We start from the raw sequence: 21,768 nt of genomic DNA, 5'->3' as shown, positions 1-21,768 counted from the left end.
TACAAAAATCTGGTATGTGAGCGGCATTCCCTGCATCTCATTATTGAAGCCTGTTTCTATGACCGATTACCGCAAGTTTATCGTCGAAGATTTTCTGACCGACGCTCTTTTCAGGGCATGGGTCCTGAACGGTGACGCCCAGGCGACCGCTTTCTGGCAACACTGGCTGGCTGGCAATCCGGACCGGTCGGCAATCGTTGAGGACGCGAGGGCGCTTTTGCTGGCGATGGCTGAAAAACAACAAACGCTTTCCGACGATGAACTCGACACGATCGTGGAAGGCACGCTTGGGAAGCTCAGCAGTAACCCGGAAACGGGCCAGCCAACGGGCAGGCGGATGTATCTGGTGTGGGCCAGGGTGGCGGCCGCTGTTCTGGTGGTAGCCGGACTTGGCTGGCTGGTGCATAAGCTGCCCCTGGGTGCTTCATCTGAGGCAGTCTCCGCAACGTCATCACCGTCGGAAATCCGTGTGGAACGGATCAATGACACCGACCGGCCGATGACGGTGCTGCTGGGTGACAAGAGTACCGTGATCTTGCAGCCGGGCAGCCAGCTCTCGTTCAGTTCGGCTTTGGAAAAAGAGCCCAGACGCATCGTGTATCTCGACGGTGAGGCCTTCTTTGATGTCGTGAAAGATTCGGCTCACCCTTTTTTCGTTTATTCAAACCAGCTAATTACCAGGGTGTTGGGTACCTCTTTTCGCGTAGTGGCCTATGAGCGGGAAAAACAGGCTTCGGTAAGCGTGCTCACGGGGAAGGTTACCGTATTCGCGAAAAAAGACCTGGAAAAAATGGACAGGGTAGCGGTTCGTCCGGGGGGACTGGTTCTATTGCCCAATGAGCAGGTTACGTTTAATCAGAATAAGGCCAGGTTTACCAGATCAAGGATTCAAGGGCTGGCGAACCTGTATCACCCGCCCCGGTTTTCGTTCGACGAAACACCCGTTGCAGACGTTTTTAGCGCCCTTGAAAAAGCGTATGGAATCGATATTGAATACGAGCCTGAAAAGTTGAACGGCTATCGGCTGACAGCCACATTTTCGGAGATGAGCCTGCATGACGAGTTGCATCTCATCTGCCGCATTATCAAAGGCACCTACCACATTGAAGAAGGCAGGGTGATCATTGAAACCGATCGATAACTGCCTCAGAAGCCTAATTAATTCACAAAACCCAGCCTTAACCCTATGAATAAAAACTGATCTGTAAAAAACATATGATGTCGCAACCATCATTCGCTCCTAAACCCCTTTAACTTCTTCCGTTGACAAGGCCTTGATCCGGGCAAACAGCGGTTTTTTGCCCCATTAGCAAGTGTTGTAAAACAGTTAAAAATATGAACCCAACCCCGCGTTTCAAAACCCTATGGCGCACTACTATGAAACTATCGGTACTCCAGCTCTGTATCGCCCTTGTCTTTTCCAGCCTTTCTTTTGCCGGTGCCGACGCGCGTGGACAAGAAATCCTTGAGAAAAGAATAAGCCTTCAAATGGAGGGCATGACCCTGAAAAAGGTGCTTTTAGCGCTCGAAACCCGGTCAGACGCCCGTTTTGTGTATAACCCCGGCGAAATTCAGTCGTCTCTGGAAGTGAACATCTCGGCCCGTCATGAGCGGTTGAGTGATGTGCTGACCAAACTGCTGAGCCCTTTGCAGACCGGGTATGAGGTGAAAGGAAAACAAATCCTGCTTTTCAAAAAGATCAGCAACGCGCCCCATGAATCAGGGGCAGTGATCATCCCGGTGTCCGAAGCGCGTACAGCACCGGCAAAAACGGTGACAGGCGTTGTTACTTCCAGTGGAGACAAGGCGGGAATACCGGGCGTGAACGTCATCCTGAAAGGATCACAGTCTGGCACAACCACCGATGCTACGGGCAGGTTTTCCCTGGACGTCACCGGCGAAGGCGCCGTGTTGATCTTTTCCTATATCGGCTACCAGACACAGGAGGTTGCGGTCAGTAACCGGAGCGTGATTGACGTGGTGATGGTCGAAAGTGTCAACACCCTGCAGGAAGCGGTTGTGACGGCCCTCGGGATCAAGCGCGATAAAAGGTCGCTCGGATATTCCGTAGGCACGATTGAAGGAACGTCCATTACACAAACCCCTCAAAATAACGTGTTGAACGCCATGGCTGGTAAGATCGCCGGTGTTCAGATTTCGCAGATGGGCGGGGGCGTTGGGTCTTCAGTGAGCATGATCATCCGTGGTGCCAACTCGCTGAACGGCGACAATCAGCCGCTGTTTGTCATCGACGGGGTACCGGTTGCCAACAAGCTTTCCAACGGTTTTGCCGGTGCTGACATGGGTAATCCCATTTCCGATATCAACCCGAACGACATTGCCAATGTATCCATCCTGAAAGGACCCAGTGCCGCAGCCCTGTACGGTTCACGAGCTGGCAACGGCGTGGTTCTGATCACGACAAAATCCGGCACGGGTGGTAAAAAGGGGATCGGTGTGTCGCTGAACACCTCGGTGGTGGCGGATGTGCCTTTGCAGTATGTGGCGGTTCAGAACAAATTCGGATCGGGAAAAACCGGTGCGCACATTCTGGAAGAGCCGGAAAATGAAAGCTGGGGAGCCGCACTTGACAAAGGGGAACAATGGGCGTTGTGGAACAGCAACGGACAAAAAGTGCCCCTGGTTTCGTATCCCAACCGGTTCAGGGATTTTTTCCAAACCGGCATCACCAATACGAACAACGTATCGGTCAATGGTAACTACGAAAAAGGAAACTTCAGGCTGTCGCTCGGGAATATGAAGAATACCGGCATCATCCCGAACACGGATCTGTCCCGCCTGACGATCGCCCTGAATACCACCTATAACCTGACCGACAAACTGCGGGCTTCGGTGAATGTGAACCTCACCGAATCGGGTTCCGACAACCGGCCCATCATCGATCAAAGCCGCAATGACGTTGTCCGGAGCGTCTACGAGACCGGTTCCCAGGTCAACATCAATGACCTGCGCGACTATTGGCTTCCCGGCCAGGAAGGCATTGCGCAGCGGAAGTACAAAGACAAACAAAATAATCCGTTTTATCTGGTGTACGAAAATCCCACCGGTTTTAAACGCGACCGGGTGGTGAGCAAAATCCAGCTCGACTATGACATCACGAAGGCGTTCTCGATCACCGGCCGGTACTCGCGCGACTCGTATACCGAGATTCTGGAAGCGAAAAAGGCCTACAACAACTTCGAGGCTGTGAATGGAGCCTACCAGGTTTCCAACAACTACAACAAGGAAACCAACCTGGACCTGATCCTGAGCTACAAGAAAAACATTGGCGAAGCCTGGAGCCTGAACGCACTGGCCGGCGTAAACCGGCTGGAGCAATACGGACGGAGCCTGGCAACTTCGGCAACCGCCCTGGTGGTGCCCGGGGTTTACAACATCTCCAACGGCGCGCCGGGAGCGGTTTCCTACAACAGCCTGCTGAACCGGAAGCAGCTTTATGGCGTGTATGGATCGGCATCCATTGGTTTCAAAGATATGGTCTACCTCGATCTGACCGCGCGCAACGACTGGACCAGCACCCTGCCGAAAGGGAACAATTCCTATTTTTATCCATCTGCTTCGCTGAGCGTTATTGCTTCGGAAATGTTCACCATGCCGCGTTGGGTAAGTTTTGCCAAAGTCCGGGCGGGCTATGCGCAGGTGGGTAACGACGTAGCCCCTTACGCGTACAGCCGTATCTACCAGACCGCCCTCGACTGGGGCGCTGCCAAGAGCATGTACATGGGTGGAACGCTCACCAACCCGGATCTGAAACCGGAAATCGCCACTTCCGGCGAAATCGGTGTTGACCTGAAGTTCCTGAACAACCGCCTTGGATTGGATGCGACCTTCTATCAGAGAGGCAATAAAAACCAGGTACTGTCGATCGTGACACCGATTGAATCCGGGGCCAACACCAAGCAGATCAATGCCGGACTGGTGGAAAGCAAAGGCTTCGAACTGGCCCTTTACACGACTCCGATCAAAACTGAGAATTTTACCTGGGACATGAACTTCACCCTGACCCGGAACCGCACGTACATCACCAGACTGGCGGACGGGATCAAGTACTTCTCGTTTGTGTCCTACTCGGGTGCCGAAGTGCGGACCTACGAAGGAGGCCAGGTGGGGGATATCTATGCCGCCCCGATCCTGCGGGTGAAAGATACCAATTCTCCGTACTACGGCTACCCGATCGTGACCAACGGGGGGCTTTACCAGACTGACAACGATGTGAACAGCCTGAAAAAGATCGGGAACTTTAACCACAAGTTCCTGATGGGCGTTCAACCGTCGATCACATACAAGAATTTCACGTTGTTCGCGAATGTCGACTGGCGCCTGGGCGGGTCATTCTACTCCAATACGATGATGTTCCTGGGCAACAATGGACAGTTGGAAGAAACCCTGACGGGTGAAAGCTACGATCCGAACCGTAGCCTGGCCGAACAGATCAAGGAAAATCCGGATAAATACCTGGGGAGCTGGGTGGGTGGCCGCAATGCTGAATACCACGGGTTTGCCTGGCCGGAAGGCAGTGTGGAAGCAAGCCGACGGGTGCAGGATGCCAGCCTTAATCCCGGCGTACTGGCCACCAAAGATGCCAACGGCAATACGGTTTATACCGAAAACCTGGGAGGGGCGGGCAGTAAATGGCTCGATCCCTTCAGTGCCTACCGCTACGCCAACCGTCCGTTTGCCGAAAAGAACATGTACAGTGCTACCTACGTGAAAGTGCGGGAAGTTTCCATCACCTATCGCCTTCCCAAAGGCTTCGTAAACCGTCTGCATCTGCAGAACGCGTCGGTGGGGTTCGTCGCGAACAACATCTTCATGTGGACGGCCGCGGGCATTAAGGGGCTTGATCCCGAACGGGCTTTCAGACCCAACGGTGTGGGCTGGTCGCAGGGGGTGGAGTACTACAATGTACTGCCTTTCACGGGTTCGTTCGGGGCTAAATTGAACGTAGACTTTTAATTGGAAGTGAAAATGAAAACGATAAAAACATTGAGAATTCCCCTGCTGGCGATGATGGTTCTATGGCTGTCCGCCTGTGAGGACCTTACCGAGGTGAACAAAAATCCCAACAGTCCTGAAAATGTGTCGTCCAACTACGTCCTCACCTATTCACTGGTCAATAGTGGAAAGCTCGTCTTTGGTCTGGGGAAGAACAGTTCCAAAATCGCAGCGGCCATGCAGTACATGCAGGCGGGAACAAACGAAGGTGCGGCCGAAACGAACCAGTATGCGTGGGGTCAGGAAGGCTGGGGCAGCTACTACGATATCCTGCGGAACGTGCAGATCATTTATGACAATGGCGTGCGGGATGACAACAAACTGTTCCAGGGAATCGGACTGACCATGAAAGCCATGCTCTTCGGGTTGCTGACCGACATTTACGGCGACATTCCCTACAGCGAGGCACTGAAGGCCAGCACCGGAGCGTTTTTTCCAAAATATGACAAACAAGCCGATGTCTATAAGGGCATTCTGACCGACCTGAAACAAGCGAACGAGCTACTTCAAAACCTGACGCCAAAGGATGTGGTGAGTGCCACTTCCGATGTGATGTATAAGGGAGATGCCGCAAAGTGGAGAAAGTTTGCCAATTCGCTGCGTCTGCGTTACGCCCTTCGTCTGGTGGATAAAAAGGCGGAAATGGCGGCATTGGGAATCAATCTGGAGACCGAGTTTAAGGAGGCTGCCGCCAGTGCATTTACCAGTAAGGCTGACGATGCAACGCTGGCTTTTCTGGGTACCAACTCCGACAATACCCAGCCCGGTGGCCCGCTGGCATCGGCTACCTTCAACTGGCTGACAAAACCGGCCAAACCACTCGTCGACAAGCTGCTTCAACTGAAAGATCCGAGGTTGCAGCGCTGGGCCAATCCGGTGCGCAGAAAATGGGATGCCAACGTGACCACCATTACCACCAGGACGGTCACGAACCTGTTCGGCGAAACATATTCCGTCGTTTATGTGCCGAGTGTGGCCTCCAGTGCCGATACAAACCTGTACGTTGGTTTGCCCGTCGGCCTGCCCATTACGCAGGGCATCGTTTACAACAAAGGAAATGATGTGGCGGTTTATCCCAACGAACAGAATCCCTACATTTCGTTTATTCATGACCGTTATCGGAAAAATACCGATCCCTATGTGGCCATGAATTTTATGAATTACCCCGAGGTCGAGTTTATTCTGGCTGAGGCAGCCTTATTGGGTGGATTTGGTGCGACCGATGCGGAAGCGCATTATAAAAAAGCGGTTCAGGCGTCGATGGACAAAGAAGGAGCACTGGCTGCTACCGGATTCAACTTCGAAACGTATTATGCGCAACCCGGAGTCAGCTACGCCAGCGCTGGCAACAAGCAGGAACGGATTCTGGAGCAAAAATGGATCTCGTCCTGGTTCAGCGTCCAATCCTGGTTCGATTGGCGACGGACGGGCTACCCCGCACTGAAAACCGGTCCGGTAGCACAGTTCGGCCCGGCCCTGCCAATCCGTTACATGTACCCTACGCCCAACCTGGATCCCAAATACATCGCAAATTACACGGATGCCGTGAACCGGTTGGGTAGCACCAACTTTATTCCGGCCGGCCAAAGTAAGGATCACCACTATGCCAAAATGTGGCTCATACAAGGCACAAACAAACCGTATTAAAAAGATGAGCCCGGTTAGCGTCAGAACCGGGCTCATCTTTTAATCCGTAGCCCGCCAGCTTCCACTTTTACATTCGCCTTTTTTAATCATCTTCCCGTCATAGCGCATCGAGTGCCAGCATAATCTCGGCTTCGTGAATGGTGGTGAGTCCGCGCAGGAAAGCGTCGGGCGTGAGCGAAATGCTGTCGATGCCTTCTTCGGTCAGGAAACGGGCGAAGGCCGGGTTGTCGCTGGGGCCCTGTCCACAAATGCCCACGGGACGGGCGGCATGGTGAGCCTTCCGGATGAGCATGGCAATCAACGTCTGCACCGTAGGGTTGTTTTCGTCAAAAAGTCCCTGCACCGTCGACGAATCCCGGTCGACACCCAGCGCCAGTTGGGTCAGGTCGTTGGAACCAACCGAAAAACCGTCGAAGAGTTCGGCGAACGCTTCGGCCTGGATGATGTTGCTGGGGATTTCGGCCATCACATACACCTCCAGCCCGTTTTCGTGCCGCGCCAAACCGTATTCATCCATCACCTGAAGCACCCGCTTGCCTTCTTCCACCGTCCGGCAGAACGGAATCATTAGTTTCACATTGGTGAACCCCATCTGGTTGCGCACCCGGCGCATGGCGTCACATTCCAGCCGAAACCCGTCGCGGTACCGCGGATCATAGTAGCGACTCGCCCCGCGCCAGCCCAGCATCGGATTTTCTTCTTTGGGTTCGAAACCGCGGCCACCCAGCAGGTTGGCATACTCGTTGGTTTTGAAATCGCTCATGCGAACGATCACCGGTCGGGGGTAAAAACTGGCAGCTACCAGCGCAACGGCCTGGGCCAGTTTATCCACAAAAAATTCTTTTTTGTCGGTATAGCCGTGGGTGAGCTGCGTAATTTCCTGCTTCACGGTTTCGTCCGTCAGTTGGTCGAACCGGGCCAGCGCCATCGGGTGAATGCCAATGGCATTGGTGATGATGAATTCCAGCCGCATGAGCCCCACGCCCTGGCTGGGCAGTTGCGACAGCCGCAGCGCCTGCGAAGGATCACCCAGAATCAGGTTGCACTGGGTGTGGGGTTTGGGCAGTTCCGTCAGATCGATGGTTTCCTGCGTAAACGGCAACGCACCTTCATACACAAAACCGTCCTGGGCGTCGACGCAGGAAACCGTGATGGTAGCCCCGTCTGCAATGACCTGCGTGCCGTTGTTGGTGCCAACCACCGCCAGCGCGCCCACTTCGCGGGCCACAATGGCCGCGTGGCTCGTCCGGCCACCCCGGTTGGTGATGATGGCCGACACTTTTTTGAGAATAGGGTCCCAGTCGGGCGTGGTGATGTCGGTGACCAGAATGTCCGACGCACCGATGGTGGTCGGCACATCCTTGGGCGACGCCACCACCCGCGCGGTTCCCGTAACGATTCGGTGACCAATGCCTTTGCCCTGCGTGAGGGCTTTACCCGGTGCCTGCAGGTGGTATTCGGTGAGTTGCAGCGTCGACGATCCGAAGGCCGTAATGGGCCGGGCCTGCACGATGTAGATCTGCTGATCGATGCCGTCTTTGGCCCACTCGATGTCCATCGGTTTGCGGTAATGTTGCTCAATGATCAGCGACCAACTGGCGAGCTGATTTACCTCGGCATCTGTCAGGACGAAGGCATCCCGGCGTTCCGGGGGCGTATCGGTATTGACCGTCGGCTGACTGGCTTCGGGCGAATCGGCATACACCATCGTCACCGATTTTTCGCCCACTTTCCGGCTGACGATGGCGTTGGGGCGTTTGGCAATGGACGGTTTGAAGACGTAGAATTCATCGGGGTTGACATTGCCCAGCACCACGTTTTCGCCCAAACCCCAGCTCCCCGTAATCAGCATCAGGTTTTCGTGGCTGGTGTCGGGGTCTACCGTAAAACAGACGCCAGCCGATGCCTGATCGGAGCGCACCATTTTCTGAACGCCCACCGAAAGCGCCACTTTCAGGTGATCAAAACCGTTGTCATGCCGGTATTTGATGGCCCGGTCCGTAAACAGGGATGCGTAACAGGCCTGGCAGGCTTGCAGCAATTGCTCTTCGGTCTGGATGTTGAGGAACGATTCGTGCTGACCGGCAAAACTGGCCGTCACCAGATCTTCGGCAGTGGCACTGCTGCGAACCGCCACCTGAATCGGGTTCGGAAAATGGTGCTTCAGGTCGATGAACGCTTTGCCGATGGCTTCGGCAAGAACCGGCGGAAAAGCGGCTTTCCGGATCAGGCTCCGGATCTGGTGGCCGATGCCATGAAGGTTGGAAAACGTCCGGGTGTCCAGTTCGCCGACCAACGCCTGAATGGGCATCCGCAATTCATTGTGATGCAGGAATTCGTAGTAGGCATCGGTAGTGAGGGCAAAGCCGTCGGGAACCCGGACGCCATAAAACCGCAGTCCGTTAAACATTTCGCCGAGCGAGGCATTTTTGCCGCCCACTTTGGCAATCATTCCGTTGTTGATCTGGCTGAAAGGAAGTACCCACGTGTTCATGTCCGTTCAAGGGTTTAAGATGCGGATGCAAACTAGCGGACGAACCTCCTTGACGCTATGACGTTACTCAGGCGGCTTACTGATGCTCATTACCGGCATGTTGCGGGAGGCCGGGCCCGACACCCGAGAGAAAAACCGGCGGGCTTTATGCCGGGAAAAAGAGTGGATTTTTATGATTTACGAAAGCTATGTTACTGATTTTTGTCATATCGTTACATAGATCAGGTCATGTAAACGGGACTTTATGCGACGTAGTTTTGTTCAATAAATCCACCCTATTCTTCATTAAGTTTCTGATTTTCAACTTTAGTTAGCTTTCCAAATCGAACCGTTTATTCTCTGTCGTTCGTACAGGATGGTTCTCTGTTTTACCTTATTTTATGTCGACACAAATATTGATTATTGAAGACGAGGAACAAATTCGTGAAAATGTGGCCGAGTGGCTGCGGCTGAATGGGTTTGAGGTAGAAACCGCTCCGGACGGAAAACAGGGCGTTACCCAAGCCATTCTGGAACGACCGGATCTGATCCTCTGCGATGTTCTGATGCCGCACATGGATGGGTATCAGGTGTTGGAAACCATCCGCAGCAATCGTTCTCTGACCACCGTCCCCTTCATGTTTTTGACGGCCAAAACCGATCTGAAAGATTTGCGCCGGGGAATGTCGCTGGGAGCGGATGATTACCTGACCAAACCGTTTACGGGCGAAAGCCTGCTCCTGGCTGTCGAAAACCGCCTGCAACGGGAGGCCCTGCGCAAAGCCAGCCTGCAGTCCCAACTGGCCGAACAACACCTGAAGATGGCGCGGGCCGCCGGACATGAATACAACACTACCCTCAACGGGATTATTGGCATGTCGACCCTGCTGGCGAATCATCTGGACGAGTTCGACGATGTCGATGCGGTGTCGATGCTGGAGACGATCCGCGTGTGCGGACTGCGGCTCAAAAGGTCGCTGGACAATGTTCAACGGATTGGAATCCTTCAGCATGTCGATCCTTCACACAGCGCCTATACGTATTTTACGACGGGAACGACCACCTTGCAGCCCAACCGCGTGAAAGAGCAAATCCGGCTGGTGGAAAACCGGCAGGAGCAACAAGTCACCTGGCGGGTCGATGTGGAGGAAGCAATAATACAAGTTTCGGACGAAAACCTGACCCTTATTTTAGACGAACTGATCGATAACGCCATCAAGTTTTCGGATCAGACCGGCATCGTTGTCACAGGGTATTTGGAAGGTGAAGAATACCGGCTTACGGTGGGTAACAAAGGACGGACGTTTAAACCGGAACATGTCGCCCAAATTGCACCCTATACGCAGTTTGACCGGCAGGAGTTTGAGCAGCAGGGCTTTGGACTGGGGCTGGCGATTGTAAAAAAACTGGTTGAACTAAACCACGGTTCGCTGTCGATCGGTTGCTACCCCGATGGCTGGACGAAAGCGATGGTGTGGCTGCCCGGCCAATCCATCAACTGAACCAGTGACTTTTCTCAACAAACCGGGTGCGTTCCGTCATGGAAAGGGAGTCTGTTTTCAACGTGTTTTGGACTATCAAACTAACGGATGTTCACGATGAAAACAATACTGGTTCCCACGGATTTGAGCCCCATGACCGCTTATGCACTGGACGTAGCCGTGGGCCTGGCCCGGACCTACCGGGCCGAAATTATCCTCCTGCATACGGTTCTCTACCAACTGATTCCGCAGCCCGCCGTGGACTACACCCCGGAACTGTCGCTGATGGTTACGGAGAACTACGGCGAAGCCCGGAAAGAAGCCGAAGAGGCCCTGGAGAAGCTGGCGACCAATCCGAAATACGCGGATGTTACCATCAAAACAAAACTGGGCAGCAGCCTCGACGGCTTAATTCGGAACATTACCGAACAACCGGCCGATCTGATCGTTTTAGCTTCCAAAGGGGCCACCGGTTTGACGGAGTGGCTGGAAGGCTCGAACGCCGAGTTGATTGTCCGGCACGCCAACTGCCCGGTTTTGGTGATCAAACACCCCATCGAACACTTTCAGCCCCGGAACATTGTCTGTGCCATCGATGTGGATGACAAGCTGAAGCAACGCCATCCGTATCCGTTTCAGCTCACGGATCAGGGCCTTCGTCAGTTTGTGTATGTGCTGACGCCCACCGACGGCCGGCAACCCGAAGGCATCCGGGAATGGATGGACGAATACGCGCTGAGCAAAGGCATCGATCATTTTAAATTTCAGATATGGCCTTACCGGTCTATTCCAGAGGGTATACTGGATTATGCCGGGGACGTAAAAGCCGATTTGATCGTGCTCTATACCCACGGCTATACCGGCATTCGCCACTGGATTCAGGGTAGTGTGGCCGAAGATGTACTGAATCATGCTGATATACCGGTTTTGATCATGCGCGCTTAAGAACATTTTTTTAATTGAATGGAAACATGGAAAAGGACTTACAAGGTAAGGTGGCTCTGGTAACCGGGGCGGCTTCGGGCATTGGCCAGGCGATTGCCGTATTGTATAGCCAGCACGGTGCCAGCGTGATGGTGTCGGACGTCAACGAAACACTGGGGCAGCAAGTGGTTGACCAGATTACCGCCGACGGGGGCGTTGCCCGGTTTTTCAAGGCCGACGTCGGTGATCCGGCGCAGTGTGAAGCACTCGTCTCGGAAACCGTCTCTGCGTTTGGCGGGCTGGATATGGCCTGCAATAACGCGGGCATCGGCGGAGAACTGAACCTGACGGCGGATTATTCGCTGGAAGGCTGGCAGAAAATCATCAACGTCAACCTCAACAGCGTTTTCTACTGTTTGAAATATGAACTGGAAGCGATGCTGAAACAGAACAAAACCGGGTCCATCGTCAACATGGCCTCCATTCTGGGGCAGGTCGGAACGGCACAGTCGCCGGGCTACGTAGCCGCCAAACACGGGGTGGTAGGTTTGAGTCAGACGGCCGCCATTGAGTATGCCGCCCGCGGCATCCGGATCAACGCAGTTGGCCCGGCCTACATCGATACACCTTTGCTGGGCGTGTTGCCGCCGGAAGTCAAAACGATGCTGGTCGACCTGCACCCCATCGGGCGGCTGGGTCGGTCGGAAGAAGTGGCGGAACTGGTGATCTGGCTGTCGTCAGACAAAGCCTCGTTCGTAACGGGATCGTATTATCCGGTCGACGGCGGTTATCTGGCGCGGTAATTCACCAATACATCGTACCTTACGCAACCCGTTTCGGGAGTCGCCGGATCGTCCGGTAATTCCGAAACGGGTTGCTTTTCCATTTAAAAGGATGATTCTCACACTGACGCTGAATCCAGCCGTGGATGCCAGCACCACCATCGACCGCCTGGTACCCGAACACAAACTGCGCTGTGAAACCGCCCGCTACGATCCCGGTGGGGGCGGCATCAACGTCTCCAAAGCCCTGCTTCGGCTGGGTGCAAAATCCCTGGCGGTTTTTCCCGCGGGTGGTTCCACGGGTCAATGGCTGGAACAACTGGTGGCCGAACAGGGGATCGATTACCGGGCGATTCCGATGGCGGGCTGGACCCGGCAAAGTTTTGTTGTTCTGGAGACGTCGACTGGACAACAGTTCCGCTTTGGCTTACCGGGACCCACCTGGTCGGCGGCTGAGGGCGAACTGATGCTGAACAGCTTGCGCGATTTTTCCGAACCGATTGAGTATCTGGTGGTCAGTGGCAGTTTGCCGCCTGGTTTGCCACCGGACTACTATGCCGCCATTGCCCAACTGGCGAAGGAGCGGAACATCCGGCTGGTTCTCGACACCTCCGGCGAACCCTTAAAACGGGCAATTCAGGAAGGGACTTTTTTGCTGAAACCCAATCTGGGCGAACTGGCGTCCCTCGTCGGCGTTGAGAAACTGGAACTGGAGGAAGTCGAAGAAGCCGCCCGGTCGGTGATTCAGCAGGGCGGGTGCGAGATCATGGCCGTATCGCTGGGACCGGCGGGGGCTTTGCTGGTGACAAAAGAAAATCACCGGGAACACCGGCGCAGGAGCTTCCGGGTTCCGGCCCCAACGGTTAAAAAGCAAACCACCGTCGGCGCGGGGGATAGCATGGTCGGCGGAATGGTTTTCGCTTTGTCCCAGGGCCACTCCTACGAAGAAATGCTGCGGCTGGGCGTGGCTTGCGGAACGGCGGCTACGATGAACCCCGGCACCGAGTTGTTCCACAAGGACGATGTAGAACGGCTGCTGAAATGGATCAGCCGATAACTACGGTTCAAGGGTTTTTACGCGGGGCTGACGGGACAAATGGGTGGGTTTCAATACCAGGAGAATACCAACGCCCCAGAGCGTTACGGCCATGCCGACATACGTCATCACGTCGGGGCGGCCTAAATCGGCCATGAAGGCGATGTCCATGGTGGCATGAAACAGGGCGCAGGCCAACAGGCTTCCCCGGCTGCTGTTGAAGAGCCAGGTGAAAAGAATGGAACCCGTCAACAGGCTGATCAGCCAGCCGCCGATGCCGGCACCATCCATCGAATGATAGCCGGAGCGGACATAAAAAAACAACGGCCAGTGCCACAGCGCCCATCCTGCCGTGATGAGAAGCGATGACGTTAAGGCTGAAAACCGCTGTTGCAGACGCGGCAGAGCATAGCCGCGCCACCCGGTTTCTTCACCAAAACCCACCACGAAGAGGTTTAATGCCACAAACGGAATGGGTGAAATGGTGGCAAGTTCACGCGAATGCCAGAGTCCCCGCCAGTCGACGGTTTGGATTGCTCCGTGGGTGCTGATACCCACGGCAGCGAAAAGAATCAAGAATGGCAGCAGGGCGCTGAGTAAGCCATAAAAAACCGGTTCGCGCGGAACAAGCAGGCTCGTGAAAAGGGCGCGAAGACCCCGGCTGGAATTTTCCTTTTTTGTCCAGATCACGGCGGAAAGCATTGGGCCCAGCAAACCCAGGTAATGGAGAAACGCAGAGGTTTTCCAGGCTTCCGGGAAAAAAGGCAGCCAGTAGGGTGACCAGCACAGCCACGAAATCGCACAGGTGGTAAGAAAATAAGCCAGTAGTTGTTTCATGAAATCAGTCAGATCAGGGAGTATTCCAAAGGTCAGAAAGCCCAAAACTAGCGCAAACGGTTTGAACAAGAGTTGATTGTCGACAGGCTCCGGAATAACTGTCCTCATCTCCAGGGGTGAGCTAAGTCATGGTGAGACAGGTAGTTAGGGTGTTACTTTGTGGAAGCGTATTCCGGATGTACGCAAGCCTGTTTCGCCCTGACCATGAACCTTTCCCTTCGCGTATTCATTTTCATCTGCCTGATCGGGCAGGCGGTTATTTTTTCCTGCAAAGAACAGGTCGATCCGGCCCCGGTTTTTTCGGTACGGGTGGTGGCTCCGGGTACGACCGTGACCGTGGGGCAGCCCTTATCCCTGACGGCCATTCTCAACGACGCGGCCGGCAATCTGCTGACGGGTCGGGTCATCACCTGGACGGTGGATAACCCGGCACTGGCGACCGTCGATCAAACCGGGCTGGTCAAAACAACGGCCCCCGGAACCGTCCGGATTACGGCCACCAGCGAGGGGAAAAGTAATTTTCTGGTGCTCACCATCAGTAAAATTCCCGTTGCTTCGGTCAGCCTGCCATCGGATTCACTCGTCTTGAACGTGGGTTCGGAAACGCAACTGAAACCTTCGATAAAGGACGCAAACGGCGTGGTCGTAACGGATCGGGTTGTGATCTGGAGCAGTTCGGATTCGACCAAAGTGCGGGTTTCATCAACCGGGCTGGTGACGGCTTTGGCCGGCGTTTCTGCTTACGTAACCATCACGGCTTCCTGCGAAGGAAAAACCGCCACCGTCGTTGTTGTCGTCAACACGCCCGAAGCGATCGTCAGCACCTTACCCGCCAAACCGCTGGTGCTGCCGCAGGCCACCACCGCGATGATCCTGCTGGAATTGCGATCCGTCTACGGATTTAGTGGTCCCACCACCCTGGTTTTTAAGAATGTGCCGCCCGGTATTGTCGTCGAACCCTTTGCCAACCCGGTGGTAGTTCCGAAAGACGGCGTAGCGAAAGTCATGGTGTCGGTCAGCGCGTCTACCGCCAGCCTGGGCGAAACGTCCTTTACCATCACGACCCAGGCCGGTAGCCAGGAACGGGCTTTTACGCAGAACCTGAACATCGTAACCTACAAATACCGGGTTCGGCTGGTTTACCTGGTTCCTGCCGACCGGACGGCGAACCCGACGGCGGTGAAAGGCATGGAACGCGCCATCCGGCACCTGCAAATCTGGTATCAGCAACAACTGAGCGGTTTTCAGACGTTTAGCATCAGCTATCCGGTGGTTGAAGTGATCAAAACCGCCCATCCCGCGAGCTGGTATGCCACCACCCCCATCGGCGACAGCCAGCAGTGGTGGTTCTGGTACAATGCCGCCAACGAGGGCATGACGTTGACCGGCGGGCGTTACGACGACCCGGAAACGGTCTGGGTCTATTACATCGACGCCGATCCGGCGGAGGGGCAGGGGGGAGGTGCTGCGGCCGGGAGTGTCGTGGTGCTGTCGGGCTACGACGTTCGGGGCGTTTCGGGTGGGCGTGGCTATTACGAAAACGAGAGCATTGGCCGGTATGTTGGTGGGCTGGGTCATGAGATTGGTCATGCGTTTGGACTGCTGCACCCCGCTGGCTGCGAAGCACCGGGTGTTCCGTGTGATCATACGGCCCTGATGTGGACCGGTTACATCACCTATCCCGATACGCATTTGACTTTCTGGGACGTCCGAAACATTTCCCGAAGCCCCTATTTTTATCTTTTGACCCGCACCGTATCGCCCGAAAATTTCGACTGTACGGATTTGAACGCATCCAGCCCCAAAGGCCGGGTGGCTGCCAAAGAAAACCGGAAGCTCCCGGTTTCCCCGGCCTCCAAAGAAGCTCCTTTAACTCCCTGTCTGCCAGCTCCTGTCAACTACCTGATTAAAAATTGAGCGATTCCGTCAGGCCTTGAAGACCGGGGCGCTTGCCGCAACCAGGCGTTCCGACAGCAACGCCGACAGGTCTTCCTGCGGCATTCCCACCTGCCGCCAGAGTTCGACGCCCCGCTGCACCAGCACGAACGAGGGCGTCTGGGTAATATCGAAGCTTCGGAAAACATCCTGGTGGGCGAGTTCATCTATTTTCAAAACCTGCACCTGGCTGGACAATTGGTGTTGCAGCGAATCGGCCAGGGTTCGTAGCCACGCCTGCTGCATGCGGTCGGTCCGCTCCGAGGGCATGAAGAGGAGCAAAACCGCCAGGCGGGTGGGCGTCTGCACCGGGTATGGATCTTTAAAGTTCATTTGCTTGCGTTGCCACATTCGTTCGTCAACCAGGGTTGTTGCCCTCATGGGTACAAATGTGCTCATTTGGTTGACCAAAAAGACTGATGTTGGTTAGGATCAGTCATGATTCTTGGCGGAGTAAGCCCAACGGAAATGATCCTGACAAATTGATGATCATTCTTTGAAAAAGTCAACGTATATAGAGGATTGTGAGCAGAATCGAGTAACTTGGAAGGTCTATTTAGTAACTTTGTACGAGTATTCGTTCAATCCGGCCGGTGCCGATGGAGACTTTACCGCAGTATAGCCGTATCCTATGTTAGTCAATCTATACTCTGAGGCCTTAATCAATCTACTTTTTGAAAAAAGTGACGACTTTTTCGGCATCTACGACCTGAGTGAAGAACACTTTGTCCATGTCAACCCGGCGGGTGTTCAGATGCTGGGCTTTGCTTCGGAGCAGGCCTTGCTGGCCGACCCGGTTCGTTCGCGTTCCATCCGGACGCAGCCTGTGCCGGACGAAGACCGCAATCGTCTGATCGGGCAGCTCCTGCGCGATGGGCAATATGAAGAACGAACACCGATCAAGCGGCAAAACGGGCAGATGTTCTGGGGGCATCTCATCATCAGCACTTTTGTGGTGTATGACCGGCCCTACGCACTCGTTCAGCTCATCGACCAGGAACCGCTGCACCAGGCCGAGCGCGAGCTGGAAAACAGCGTCCGGCGGTATCAGGGTATCTTTTCCAATGCCACCATTGGCATCATCGTTTGCAACCAGCAGGGACGGATCGTGTCGGCCAATCAACTCGCTGAACAACTGTTTGGCTATACCCCGGACGAACTGATGGCCCTGACCATCGAGCAGTTGGTTCCGCGAAAAGTGAGCAGTTACCACGAAAAACTCCGGCAATCCTTCAACGAAAATCCGCAGGTGCGGGCGATGGGCCACAACCGCGATCTGCACGCCCAGCGAAAAGACGGCTCGGTGTTTCCGGTTGAAATTAGCCTCAGTTACTTCCGGCTGGAAGATGAATTGCACGCTGTCGCCTATATTATTGACATTACGTTTAAGAAAGAAGCCGAACGGCAATTGCTGGCTCACCGCGACCACATCGAGCGGCTCAATGCCGACCTGGAGCACAAAGTGGCCGACCGCACCCAGGCGCTCATGACCACCCTGGAACAACTGGAGCACTCAAAAGATGAACTGGCGAAGGCGCTGGTGGTGGAACGGGAACTGGGTGAGTTAAAATCGCGCTTCGTATCGATGGCTTCCCACGAATTTCGGACCCCGCTGACGGTGGTTCTGACCTCGGCCGCGCTGATCGAACGCTACGCCGGCAGTGAACACCAAAGCAACCGGCAGAAACACCTCGACCGCATCCGGGCGTCGGTCAATCACCTGAACGACATCCTCGAAGAGTTTTTGTCCGTCGATAAACTGGAGGAGGGAAAAGTTGTTGCTCACCCCGTTGAAGTGGCGGTTGCCCAACTGGTTGCCGAAACCGTGGCCGATATGCAGAGTCTGTTGAAACCCGGACAAACGATTCAAACCGAGCTGTCGTGCCCGATTTCGGTATGGATCGACCCGTCTTTGTTGCGTAAAATTATGGTGAATCTCCTTTCGAATGCCGTCAAGTATTCGGGGCCGGGATCGACGGTGACCATCCGGGCAACCTGCGCCGACGGGCAGATGAAGCTGGTGGTGGAAGACCAGGGCGTGGGGATTTCCCGGGAAGACCAGGAACACCTCTTCGAGCGGTTTTTCCGGGCTCAAAATGTAACCGATATATCGGGTACCGGGCTCGGTCTGCACATCGTGGGGCGGTATGTGGAGTTGATGGGTGGTCAGGTATCGTTAAAAAGTGAGTTGGATCAGGGCACGTCCGTTACGTTATTTATTCCGTATGAAAACCATTCTCTTGATTGAAGACAACGACGCCATTCGCGAAAATACCGCCGAAATTCTGGAATTGGTCGGTTATGCCGTTCACACGGCCGAAAACGGAAAAGTGGGCGTTGAAAAAGCCCTGGCCGAAAAGCCGGATCTGGTCATCTGCGACATCATGATGCCCGTGTTGGATGGCTATGGCGTCCTGCATATTTTCAATAAAAACCCGCAGTTGGCCGGTGTTCCGTTCATTTTCCTGACCGCCAAAACCGAGCGGACGGAGTTCCGCAAAGGCATGGAACTCGGCGCCGATGATTACCTGACCAAGCCCTTCGAGGAGTCGGAACTGCTCAGTGCGATTGAAGGGCGATTGAACCGCTTCCGCAACATCGGGCCGACCTACAACCTGCAGCAGGACGGTTTCGACCATTTTCTGAACGACGCCCGGCACGCGGGCAATCTGGAGAGCCTGTCGGTGGATCGAAAAGCCCATCCGCTGCGTAAAAAACAGTTTGTCTATACGGAAGGCGATACGCCAACACGCCTGTATTTTCTGAAATCCGGGAAGGTCAAAACCGTTCGGACCAACGCCGACGGGAAAGAATTTATCACCGGACTCTACCAGTCGGGCGACTTTTTCGGGTATCTCGCCCTGCTCGAAAACCGGGATTATGGCGACTCTGCCGTAACGCTGGAGGATTCGGAATTGGTGTACATTCCGAAAGAAGATTTTCAGCAGTTGCTCCTGGCGAATGCCACGGTGAGCGGACAGTTCATTAAAATGCTGGCGGGACACGTCGGCGAGCGCGAGGAGCAGTTGCTCCACATGGCCTACAACTCCATCCGTCGCCGGGTGGCAGACGCGCTTCTGAACCTCTACCGTCAAGATCAGGAAGGCGTTATTCAGCTTTCGCGGGACAATCTGGCGGCCATTGTCGGCACGGCCACCGAAACCCTGATTCGCACCCTGAGCGAGTTCCGGCACGACGGTTTGCTCGAAATTGCTTCAACGGGCACCATCCGGGTGCTGCAGCCCGAAAAACTGCGCCAGGCAAACTGGTGAAACCCGGAATCAAAACCAGTCTTTTTGGTGTTTCTTCGTTACTTTTAATCCGGTTGAACGTCTATCTCTAAAACGTCTTATGCGCTTACCCATCAAACTACCCGCCTACGACGGTCGCTTTACCGACGATGAGTTCTTCGAATTCTGTCGCCAGAACCCCGAATTGCGGGTTGAGCGGGACGAAGACGGTCAAATCTATTTCCAGATGCCAACCGGAACGAAAACGAGTATACGAAATGCGGATCTTGTCATCGAAATCGGCATCTGGAACCGACTGGCAAAACGGGGTAAGGTTACAGACTCGAATGGCGGTTTTACGTTGCCCGACACGTCCGTTCGCGCTCCGGATGTAGCCTGGATCAGCAATGAACGCTGGGATTCCGTGCCGGAAGAAGACAAAGATAAATTCTCCCGAATTTGCCCGGATTTTGTGATCGAGTTGATGTCGGATCGGGATGAAAAGTACTGGTTGCCGGTCAAAATGGAGAAATACCTCAAAAACGGTGTTCGGCTGGCTTGGCTGATCGATCCGTTTCAACAGCAAACCACCATCTATCGCCCGGATGAAGAACCGGAAACCCGATTGTTTACCGAAACCCTTTCGGGCGAATCGGTTCTGCCGGGGCTGGAAGTGAACCTTTCGACCTTGTTGTAGTGCCGACGGACTTATTGATTTAACGCCGACTTCATATTTGGCTTACCAGCCCACTGCTTTAGCTGCGGGTAAGCGAAATGTAACCCCATGCTAACAAAACCGTTTTAACGGTTTTATCGTCCGGCAAACCGTTAAAACGGTTTTGTAATGATTCGGTTTCGCTACAATTTACCCACAGCTAAAGCAGTGGGCTGATAAACATTCATTTCGGCGGTTATTAAATTTAAATCAATTAGTCCGTGTTTCCTGTAACACGGACTAAAGTCCGTCGGTCTGTTCGTAAAAATACGATCTCCGTTCGTCCAGATCGTCGTAAGTAAACATCGTCCGGTGGCGGTTTTTAAACGAATACCGCACCAGCACATAGTCGCCGATGCAGGCCAGCGTGTGCATCAGGAGGACTATTCCCCAGATCACACCGCCTGACGGCCAGGCGATCCAGGCCAGCACCAAAGCCGTGGTAATGAACACAAACGGCATGACAGCCACCAGCGCATTTCCCTGGAGTGTCATCACAAACCGCTGCGCGTAGGCATACACAATCAAACTTTTGATGGAATACCCGAAACCCACCTCGGGCGCGCCCAGGGCCTTGAAAACCAGGGCGTGGATGCCTTCATGAATCGGCAGGAGCAGCAGCAGCCCGGCGAAGGCTGCGGGAATGTGCCACCACGGAACCGTCCCGGCGGTTTTGGCCAGCAGAAAGCCGAAAATACCGCCAAAACCCGCCATGATCAGAACAGCAATGGCGGACTTGGCGGTTAGCCGGGCCGGTTTCTTTTCCGCAGACGGGTTCAGGCCCAGTTCGCGCAGCAAAAACACTTTCATGTCGTCGACGGAGAACGATTCAACGAGGTGAAACCGACTAACGTCCTGAAAATCGGCAATGTGGGGTTTGGTCATGACGCTGGAAACACGGAGGGCTTTTTGCTTTCTTAAAGATAAGAAGGAATGGGTCTGAATTCATAGTGAATAGTGCACACAGGGAACAGGTTACGTCGAAAATTAGTTAAATTAGCAGGGATATTAACAAGAAATAGCATGATGCACACCATCACGATTGAAACCCAAAACGACACTGATTTTGAGTTGTTCAAAGGCCTGGCACAGCGTTTGGGACTTCGCATCAGAGAAACGCACACGGAAGGTGAACGAAGCGAAGCCGAAGAATTGCGTTTACTGAATCGCGTGGCTGGTGGCTGGAAAAGTGATGAATCTGGCGATGAACTGGCGGCCATGCTCCAGAATGCGCGTTCTTTCCATGACCGCACTATACACCTATGAGCCGTTATCTGCTCGATACCAACATTTGTGTGCATCTGATTAAAGACGAATTCGGTATCAAACGAAAAATTGCCGACGTTGGGACAAAATCGTGTTTCGTGTCGGAGATTACCATTGCCGAATTATTATTTGGTGTAGAGAACAGCGCACCTGATAGACGGCAGAAGAATCGAGAAAATGTAGATGATCTCCAGGCTTTTTTTCAGGGGCGTATTCTCCGCATCGGTGAAAGCCTATATGAGTATGCCCGCCAAAAAGCTTCCCTCAGACGGATGGGCCGGACCGTCGATGACTTCGATTTGCTGATCGGATCGACGGCTATTGTATTCGGATTGACGCTGGTTACCCGCAATACGCGACATTTCGCGGATTTGGCCGGTGCGAAGCTTGAGAACTGGATAGATTTGTAAACCGTAGGCGACTAAC

Annotated in this window: 17 protein-coding genes; 13 read left to right on the top strand and 4 right to left on the bottom strand. The window is 54.2% G+C overall.

Annotation, left to right across the window (positions count from 1 at the left end; genetic code table 11):
• Positions 1–58 precede the first annotated feature (58 nt).
• The 3 genes from ACO064_RS08455 to ACO064_RS08445 all read left to right on the top strand — a co-directional run bounded on the left by ACO064_RS08455 (position 59) and on the right by ACO064_RS08445 (position 6,663).
• Positions 59–1,141 (top strand): FecR family protein, encoded by a 1,083-nt coding sequence (locus ACO064_RS08455; protein WP_421826951.1) that lies wholly within the window; start codon positions 59–61, stop codon positions 1,139–1,141.
• 236 nt (positions 1,142–1,377) lie between these two features.
• Positions 1,378–4,977, top strand: coding sequence for a SusC/RagA family TonB-linked outer membrane protein (locus tag ACO064_RS08450; protein WP_421826950.1), 3,600 nt, complete (start codon positions 1,378–1,380; stop codon positions 4,975–4,977).
• 12 nt (positions 4,978–4,989) lie between these two features.
• Positions 4,990–6,663 carry a SusD/RagB family nutrient-binding outer membrane lipoprotein gene (locus ACO064_RS08445; protein WP_421826949.1) on the top strand — a complete coding sequence of 558 codons (1,674 nt, stop codon included), beginning with the start codon at positions 4,990–4,992 and terminating at the stop codon, positions 6,661–6,663.
• 97 nt (positions 6,664–6,760) lie between these two features.
• Here the strand turns inward: ACO064_RS08445 and ppsA are convergent, their stop codons facing one another.
• Positions 6,761–9,157, bottom strand: coding sequence for a phosphoenolpyruvate synthase (ppsA, locus tag ACO064_RS08440; protein ID WP_421826948.1), 2,397 nt, complete (start codon positions 9,155–9,157; stop codon positions 6,761–6,763).
• 380 nt (positions 9,158–9,537) lie between these two features.
• Between ppsA and ACO064_RS08435 the strand changes: the two genes are divergently transcribed.
• The 4 genes from ACO064_RS08435 to ACO064_RS08420 all read left to right on the top strand — a co-directional run bounded on the left by ACO064_RS08435 (position 9,538) and on the right by ACO064_RS08420 (position 13,380).
• Positions 9,538–10,638 (top strand): hybrid sensor histidine kinase/response regulator, encoded by a 1,101-nt coding sequence (locus ACO064_RS08435; RefSeq protein WP_421826947.1) that lies wholly within the window; start codon positions 9,538–9,540, stop codon positions 10,636–10,638.
• 96 nt (positions 10,639–10,734) lie between these two features.
• Positions 10,735–11,562, top strand: coding sequence for a universal stress protein (locus tag ACO064_RS08430; protein ID WP_421826946.1), 828 nt, complete (start codon positions 10,735–10,737; stop codon positions 11,560–11,562).
• A 26-nt stretch (positions 11,563–11,588) separates the two neighbouring features.
• Positions 11,589–12,344 (top strand): SDR family NAD(P)-dependent oxidoreductase, encoded by a 756-nt coding sequence (locus ACO064_RS08425; protein ID WP_421826945.1) that lies wholly within the window; start codon positions 11,589–11,591, stop codon positions 12,342–12,344.
• A 91-nt stretch (positions 12,345–12,435) separates the two neighbouring features.
• On the top strand, positions 12,436–13,380 hold the full coding sequence (locus ACO064_RS08420) for a 1-phosphofructokinase family hexose kinase (protein WP_421826944.1): 945 nt from the start codon (positions 12,436–12,438) through the stop codon (positions 13,378–13,380).
• Here ACO064_RS08420 and ACO064_RS08415 read toward each other — a convergent pair whose 3' ends face one another.
• Positions 13,381–14,196 (bottom strand): CPBP family intramembrane glutamic endopeptidase, encoded by an 816-nt coding sequence (locus tag ACO064_RS08415; protein ID WP_421826943.1) that lies wholly within the window; start codon positions 14,194–14,196, stop codon positions 13,381–13,383.
• A 204-nt stretch (positions 14,197–14,400) separates the two neighbouring features.
• Here ACO064_RS08415 and ACO064_RS08410 point away from each other — a divergent pair, with 204 nt between their 5' ends.
• Complete coding sequence (locus ACO064_RS08410; protein WP_421826942.1) at positions 14,401–16,113, top strand: Ig-like domain-containing protein; 1,713 nt, start codon at positions 14,401–14,403, stop codon at positions 16,111–16,113.
• Positions 16,114–16,122: 9 nt separating this feature from the next.
• Here the strand turns inward: ACO064_RS08410 and ACO064_RS08405 are convergent, their stop codons facing one another.
• Positions 16,123–16,530: a thioredoxin family protein gene (locus ACO064_RS08405; protein WP_421826941.1), complete on the bottom strand. Its 408-nt coding sequence runs from the start codon at positions 16,528–16,530 to the stop codon at positions 16,123–16,125.
• Between the two features lie 232 nt (positions 16,531–16,762).
• Between ACO064_RS08405 and ACO064_RS08400 the strand changes: the two genes are divergently transcribed.
• From ACO064_RS08400 to ACO064_RS08390, 3 genes are all read left to right on the top strand, one after another.
• Entirely contained in the window at positions 16,763–18,379 is a 1,617-nt protein-coding gene (locus ACO064_RS08400) for a PAS domain-containing sensor histidine kinase (RefSeq protein ID WP_421826940.1), read from the top strand.
• A complete protein-coding gene (locus ACO064_RS08395; protein ID WP_421826939.1) occupies positions 18,357–19,403 on the top strand; it encodes a response regulator in 1,047 nt (348 codons plus the stop codon). Before ACO064_RS08400 ends, ACO064_RS08395 begins: the two co-directional genes overlap by 23 nt.
• Positions 19,404–19,482: 79 nt before the next feature.
• A complete protein-coding gene (locus ACO064_RS08390; RefSeq protein WP_421826938.1) occupies positions 19,483–20,058 on the top strand; it encodes a Uma2 family endonuclease in 576 nt (191 codons plus the stop codon).
• A 258-nt stretch (positions 20,059–20,316) separates the two neighbouring features.
• Here the strand turns inward: ACO064_RS08390 and ACO064_RS08385 are convergent, their stop codons facing one another.
• Positions 20,317–20,961, bottom strand: coding sequence for a DUF3267 domain-containing protein (locus tag ACO064_RS08385; RefSeq protein WP_421826937.1), 645 nt, complete (start codon positions 20,959–20,961; stop codon positions 20,317–20,319).
• Between the two features lie 138 nt (positions 20,962–21,099).
• Here ACO064_RS08385 and ACO064_RS08380 point away from each other — a divergent pair, with 138 nt between their 5' ends.
• Entirely contained in the window at positions 21,100–21,342 is a 243-nt protein-coding gene (locus tag ACO064_RS08380) for a hypothetical protein (protein WP_421826936.1), read from the top strand.
• A complete protein-coding gene (locus ACO064_RS08375) occupies positions 21,339–21,752 on the top strand; it encodes a type II toxin-antitoxin system VapC family toxin (protein ID WP_421826935.1) in 414 nt (137 codons plus the stop codon). Before ACO064_RS08380 ends, ACO064_RS08375 begins: the two co-directional genes overlap by 4 nt.
• Positions 21,753–21,768 lie beyond the last annotated feature (16 nt).

This window comes from Larkinella sp. (assembly GCF_965227735.1).
In the GTDB taxonomy this organism is placed as follows: domain Bacteria; phylum Bacteroidota; class Bacteroidia; order Cytophagales; family Spirosomataceae; genus Larkinella.
The sequence above is the reverse complement of the archived record's forward strand: the minus strand, read 5'-3'. Positions and strand labels throughout refer to the sequence as shown.

Coding starts and splice junctions, on each gene's coding strand:
- ACO064_RS08425 (WP_421826945.1), top strand. CDS start 11,589: ATGGAAAAGGACTTACAAGGTAAGGTGGCTCTGGTAACCGGGGCGGCT.
- ACO064_RS08390 (WP_421826938.1), top strand. CDS start 19,483: ATGCGCTTACCCATCAAACTACCCGCCTACGACGGTCGCTTTACCGAC.
- ACO064_RS08395 (WP_421826939.1), top strand. CDS start 18,357: ATGAAAACCATTCTCTTGATTGAAGACAACGACGCCATTCGCGAAAAT.
- ACO064_RS08415 (WP_421826943.1), bottom strand. CDS start 14,196: ATGAAACAACTACTGGCTTATTTTCTTACCACCTGTGCGATTTCGTGG.
- ACO064_RS08455 (WP_421826951.1), top strand. CDS start 59: ATGACCGATTACCGCAAGTTTATCGTCGAAGATTTTCTGACCGACGCT.
- ACO064_RS08385 (WP_421826937.1), bottom strand. CDS start 20,961: ATGACCAAACCCCACATTGCCGATTTTCAGGACGTTAGTCGGTTTCAC.
- ACO064_RS08380 (WP_421826936.1), top strand. CDS start 21,100: ATGATGCACACCATCACGATTGAAACCCAAAACGACACTGATTTTGAG.
- ACO064_RS08400 (WP_421826940.1), top strand. CDS start 16,763: ATGTTAGTCAATCTATACTCTGAGGCCTTAATCAATCTACTTTTTGAA.
- ACO064_RS08410 (WP_421826942.1), top strand. CDS start 14,401: ATGAACCTTTCCCTTCGCGTATTCATTTTCATCTGCCTGATCGGGCAG.
- ACO064_RS08435 (WP_421826947.1), top strand. CDS start 9,538: ATGTCGACACAAATATTGATTATTGAAGACGAGGAACAAATTCGTGAA.
- ppsA (WP_421826948.1), bottom strand. CDS start 9,157: ATGAACACGTGGGTACTTCCTTTCAGCCAGATCAACAACGGAATGATT.
- ACO064_RS08445 (WP_421826949.1), top strand. CDS start 4,990: ATGAAAACGATAAAAACATTGAGAATTCCCCTGCTGGCGATGATGGTT.
- ACO064_RS08405 (WP_421826941.1), bottom strand. CDS start 16,530: ATGAGCACATTTGTACCCATGAGGGCAACAACCCTGGTTGACGAACGA.
- ACO064_RS08450 (WP_421826950.1), top strand. CDS start 1,378: ATGAAACTATCGGTACTCCAGCTCTGTATCGCCCTTGTCTTTTCCAGC.
- ACO064_RS08430 (WP_421826946.1), top strand. CDS start 10,735: ATGAAAACAATACTGGTTCCCACGGATTTGAGCCCCATGACCGCTTAT.
- ACO064_RS08420 (WP_421826944.1), top strand. CDS start 12,436: ATGATTCTCACACTGACGCTGAATCCAGCCGTGGATGCCAGCACCACC.
- ACO064_RS08375 (WP_421826935.1), top strand. CDS start 21,339: ATGAGCCGTTATCTGCTCGATACCAACATTTGTGTGCATCTGATTAAA.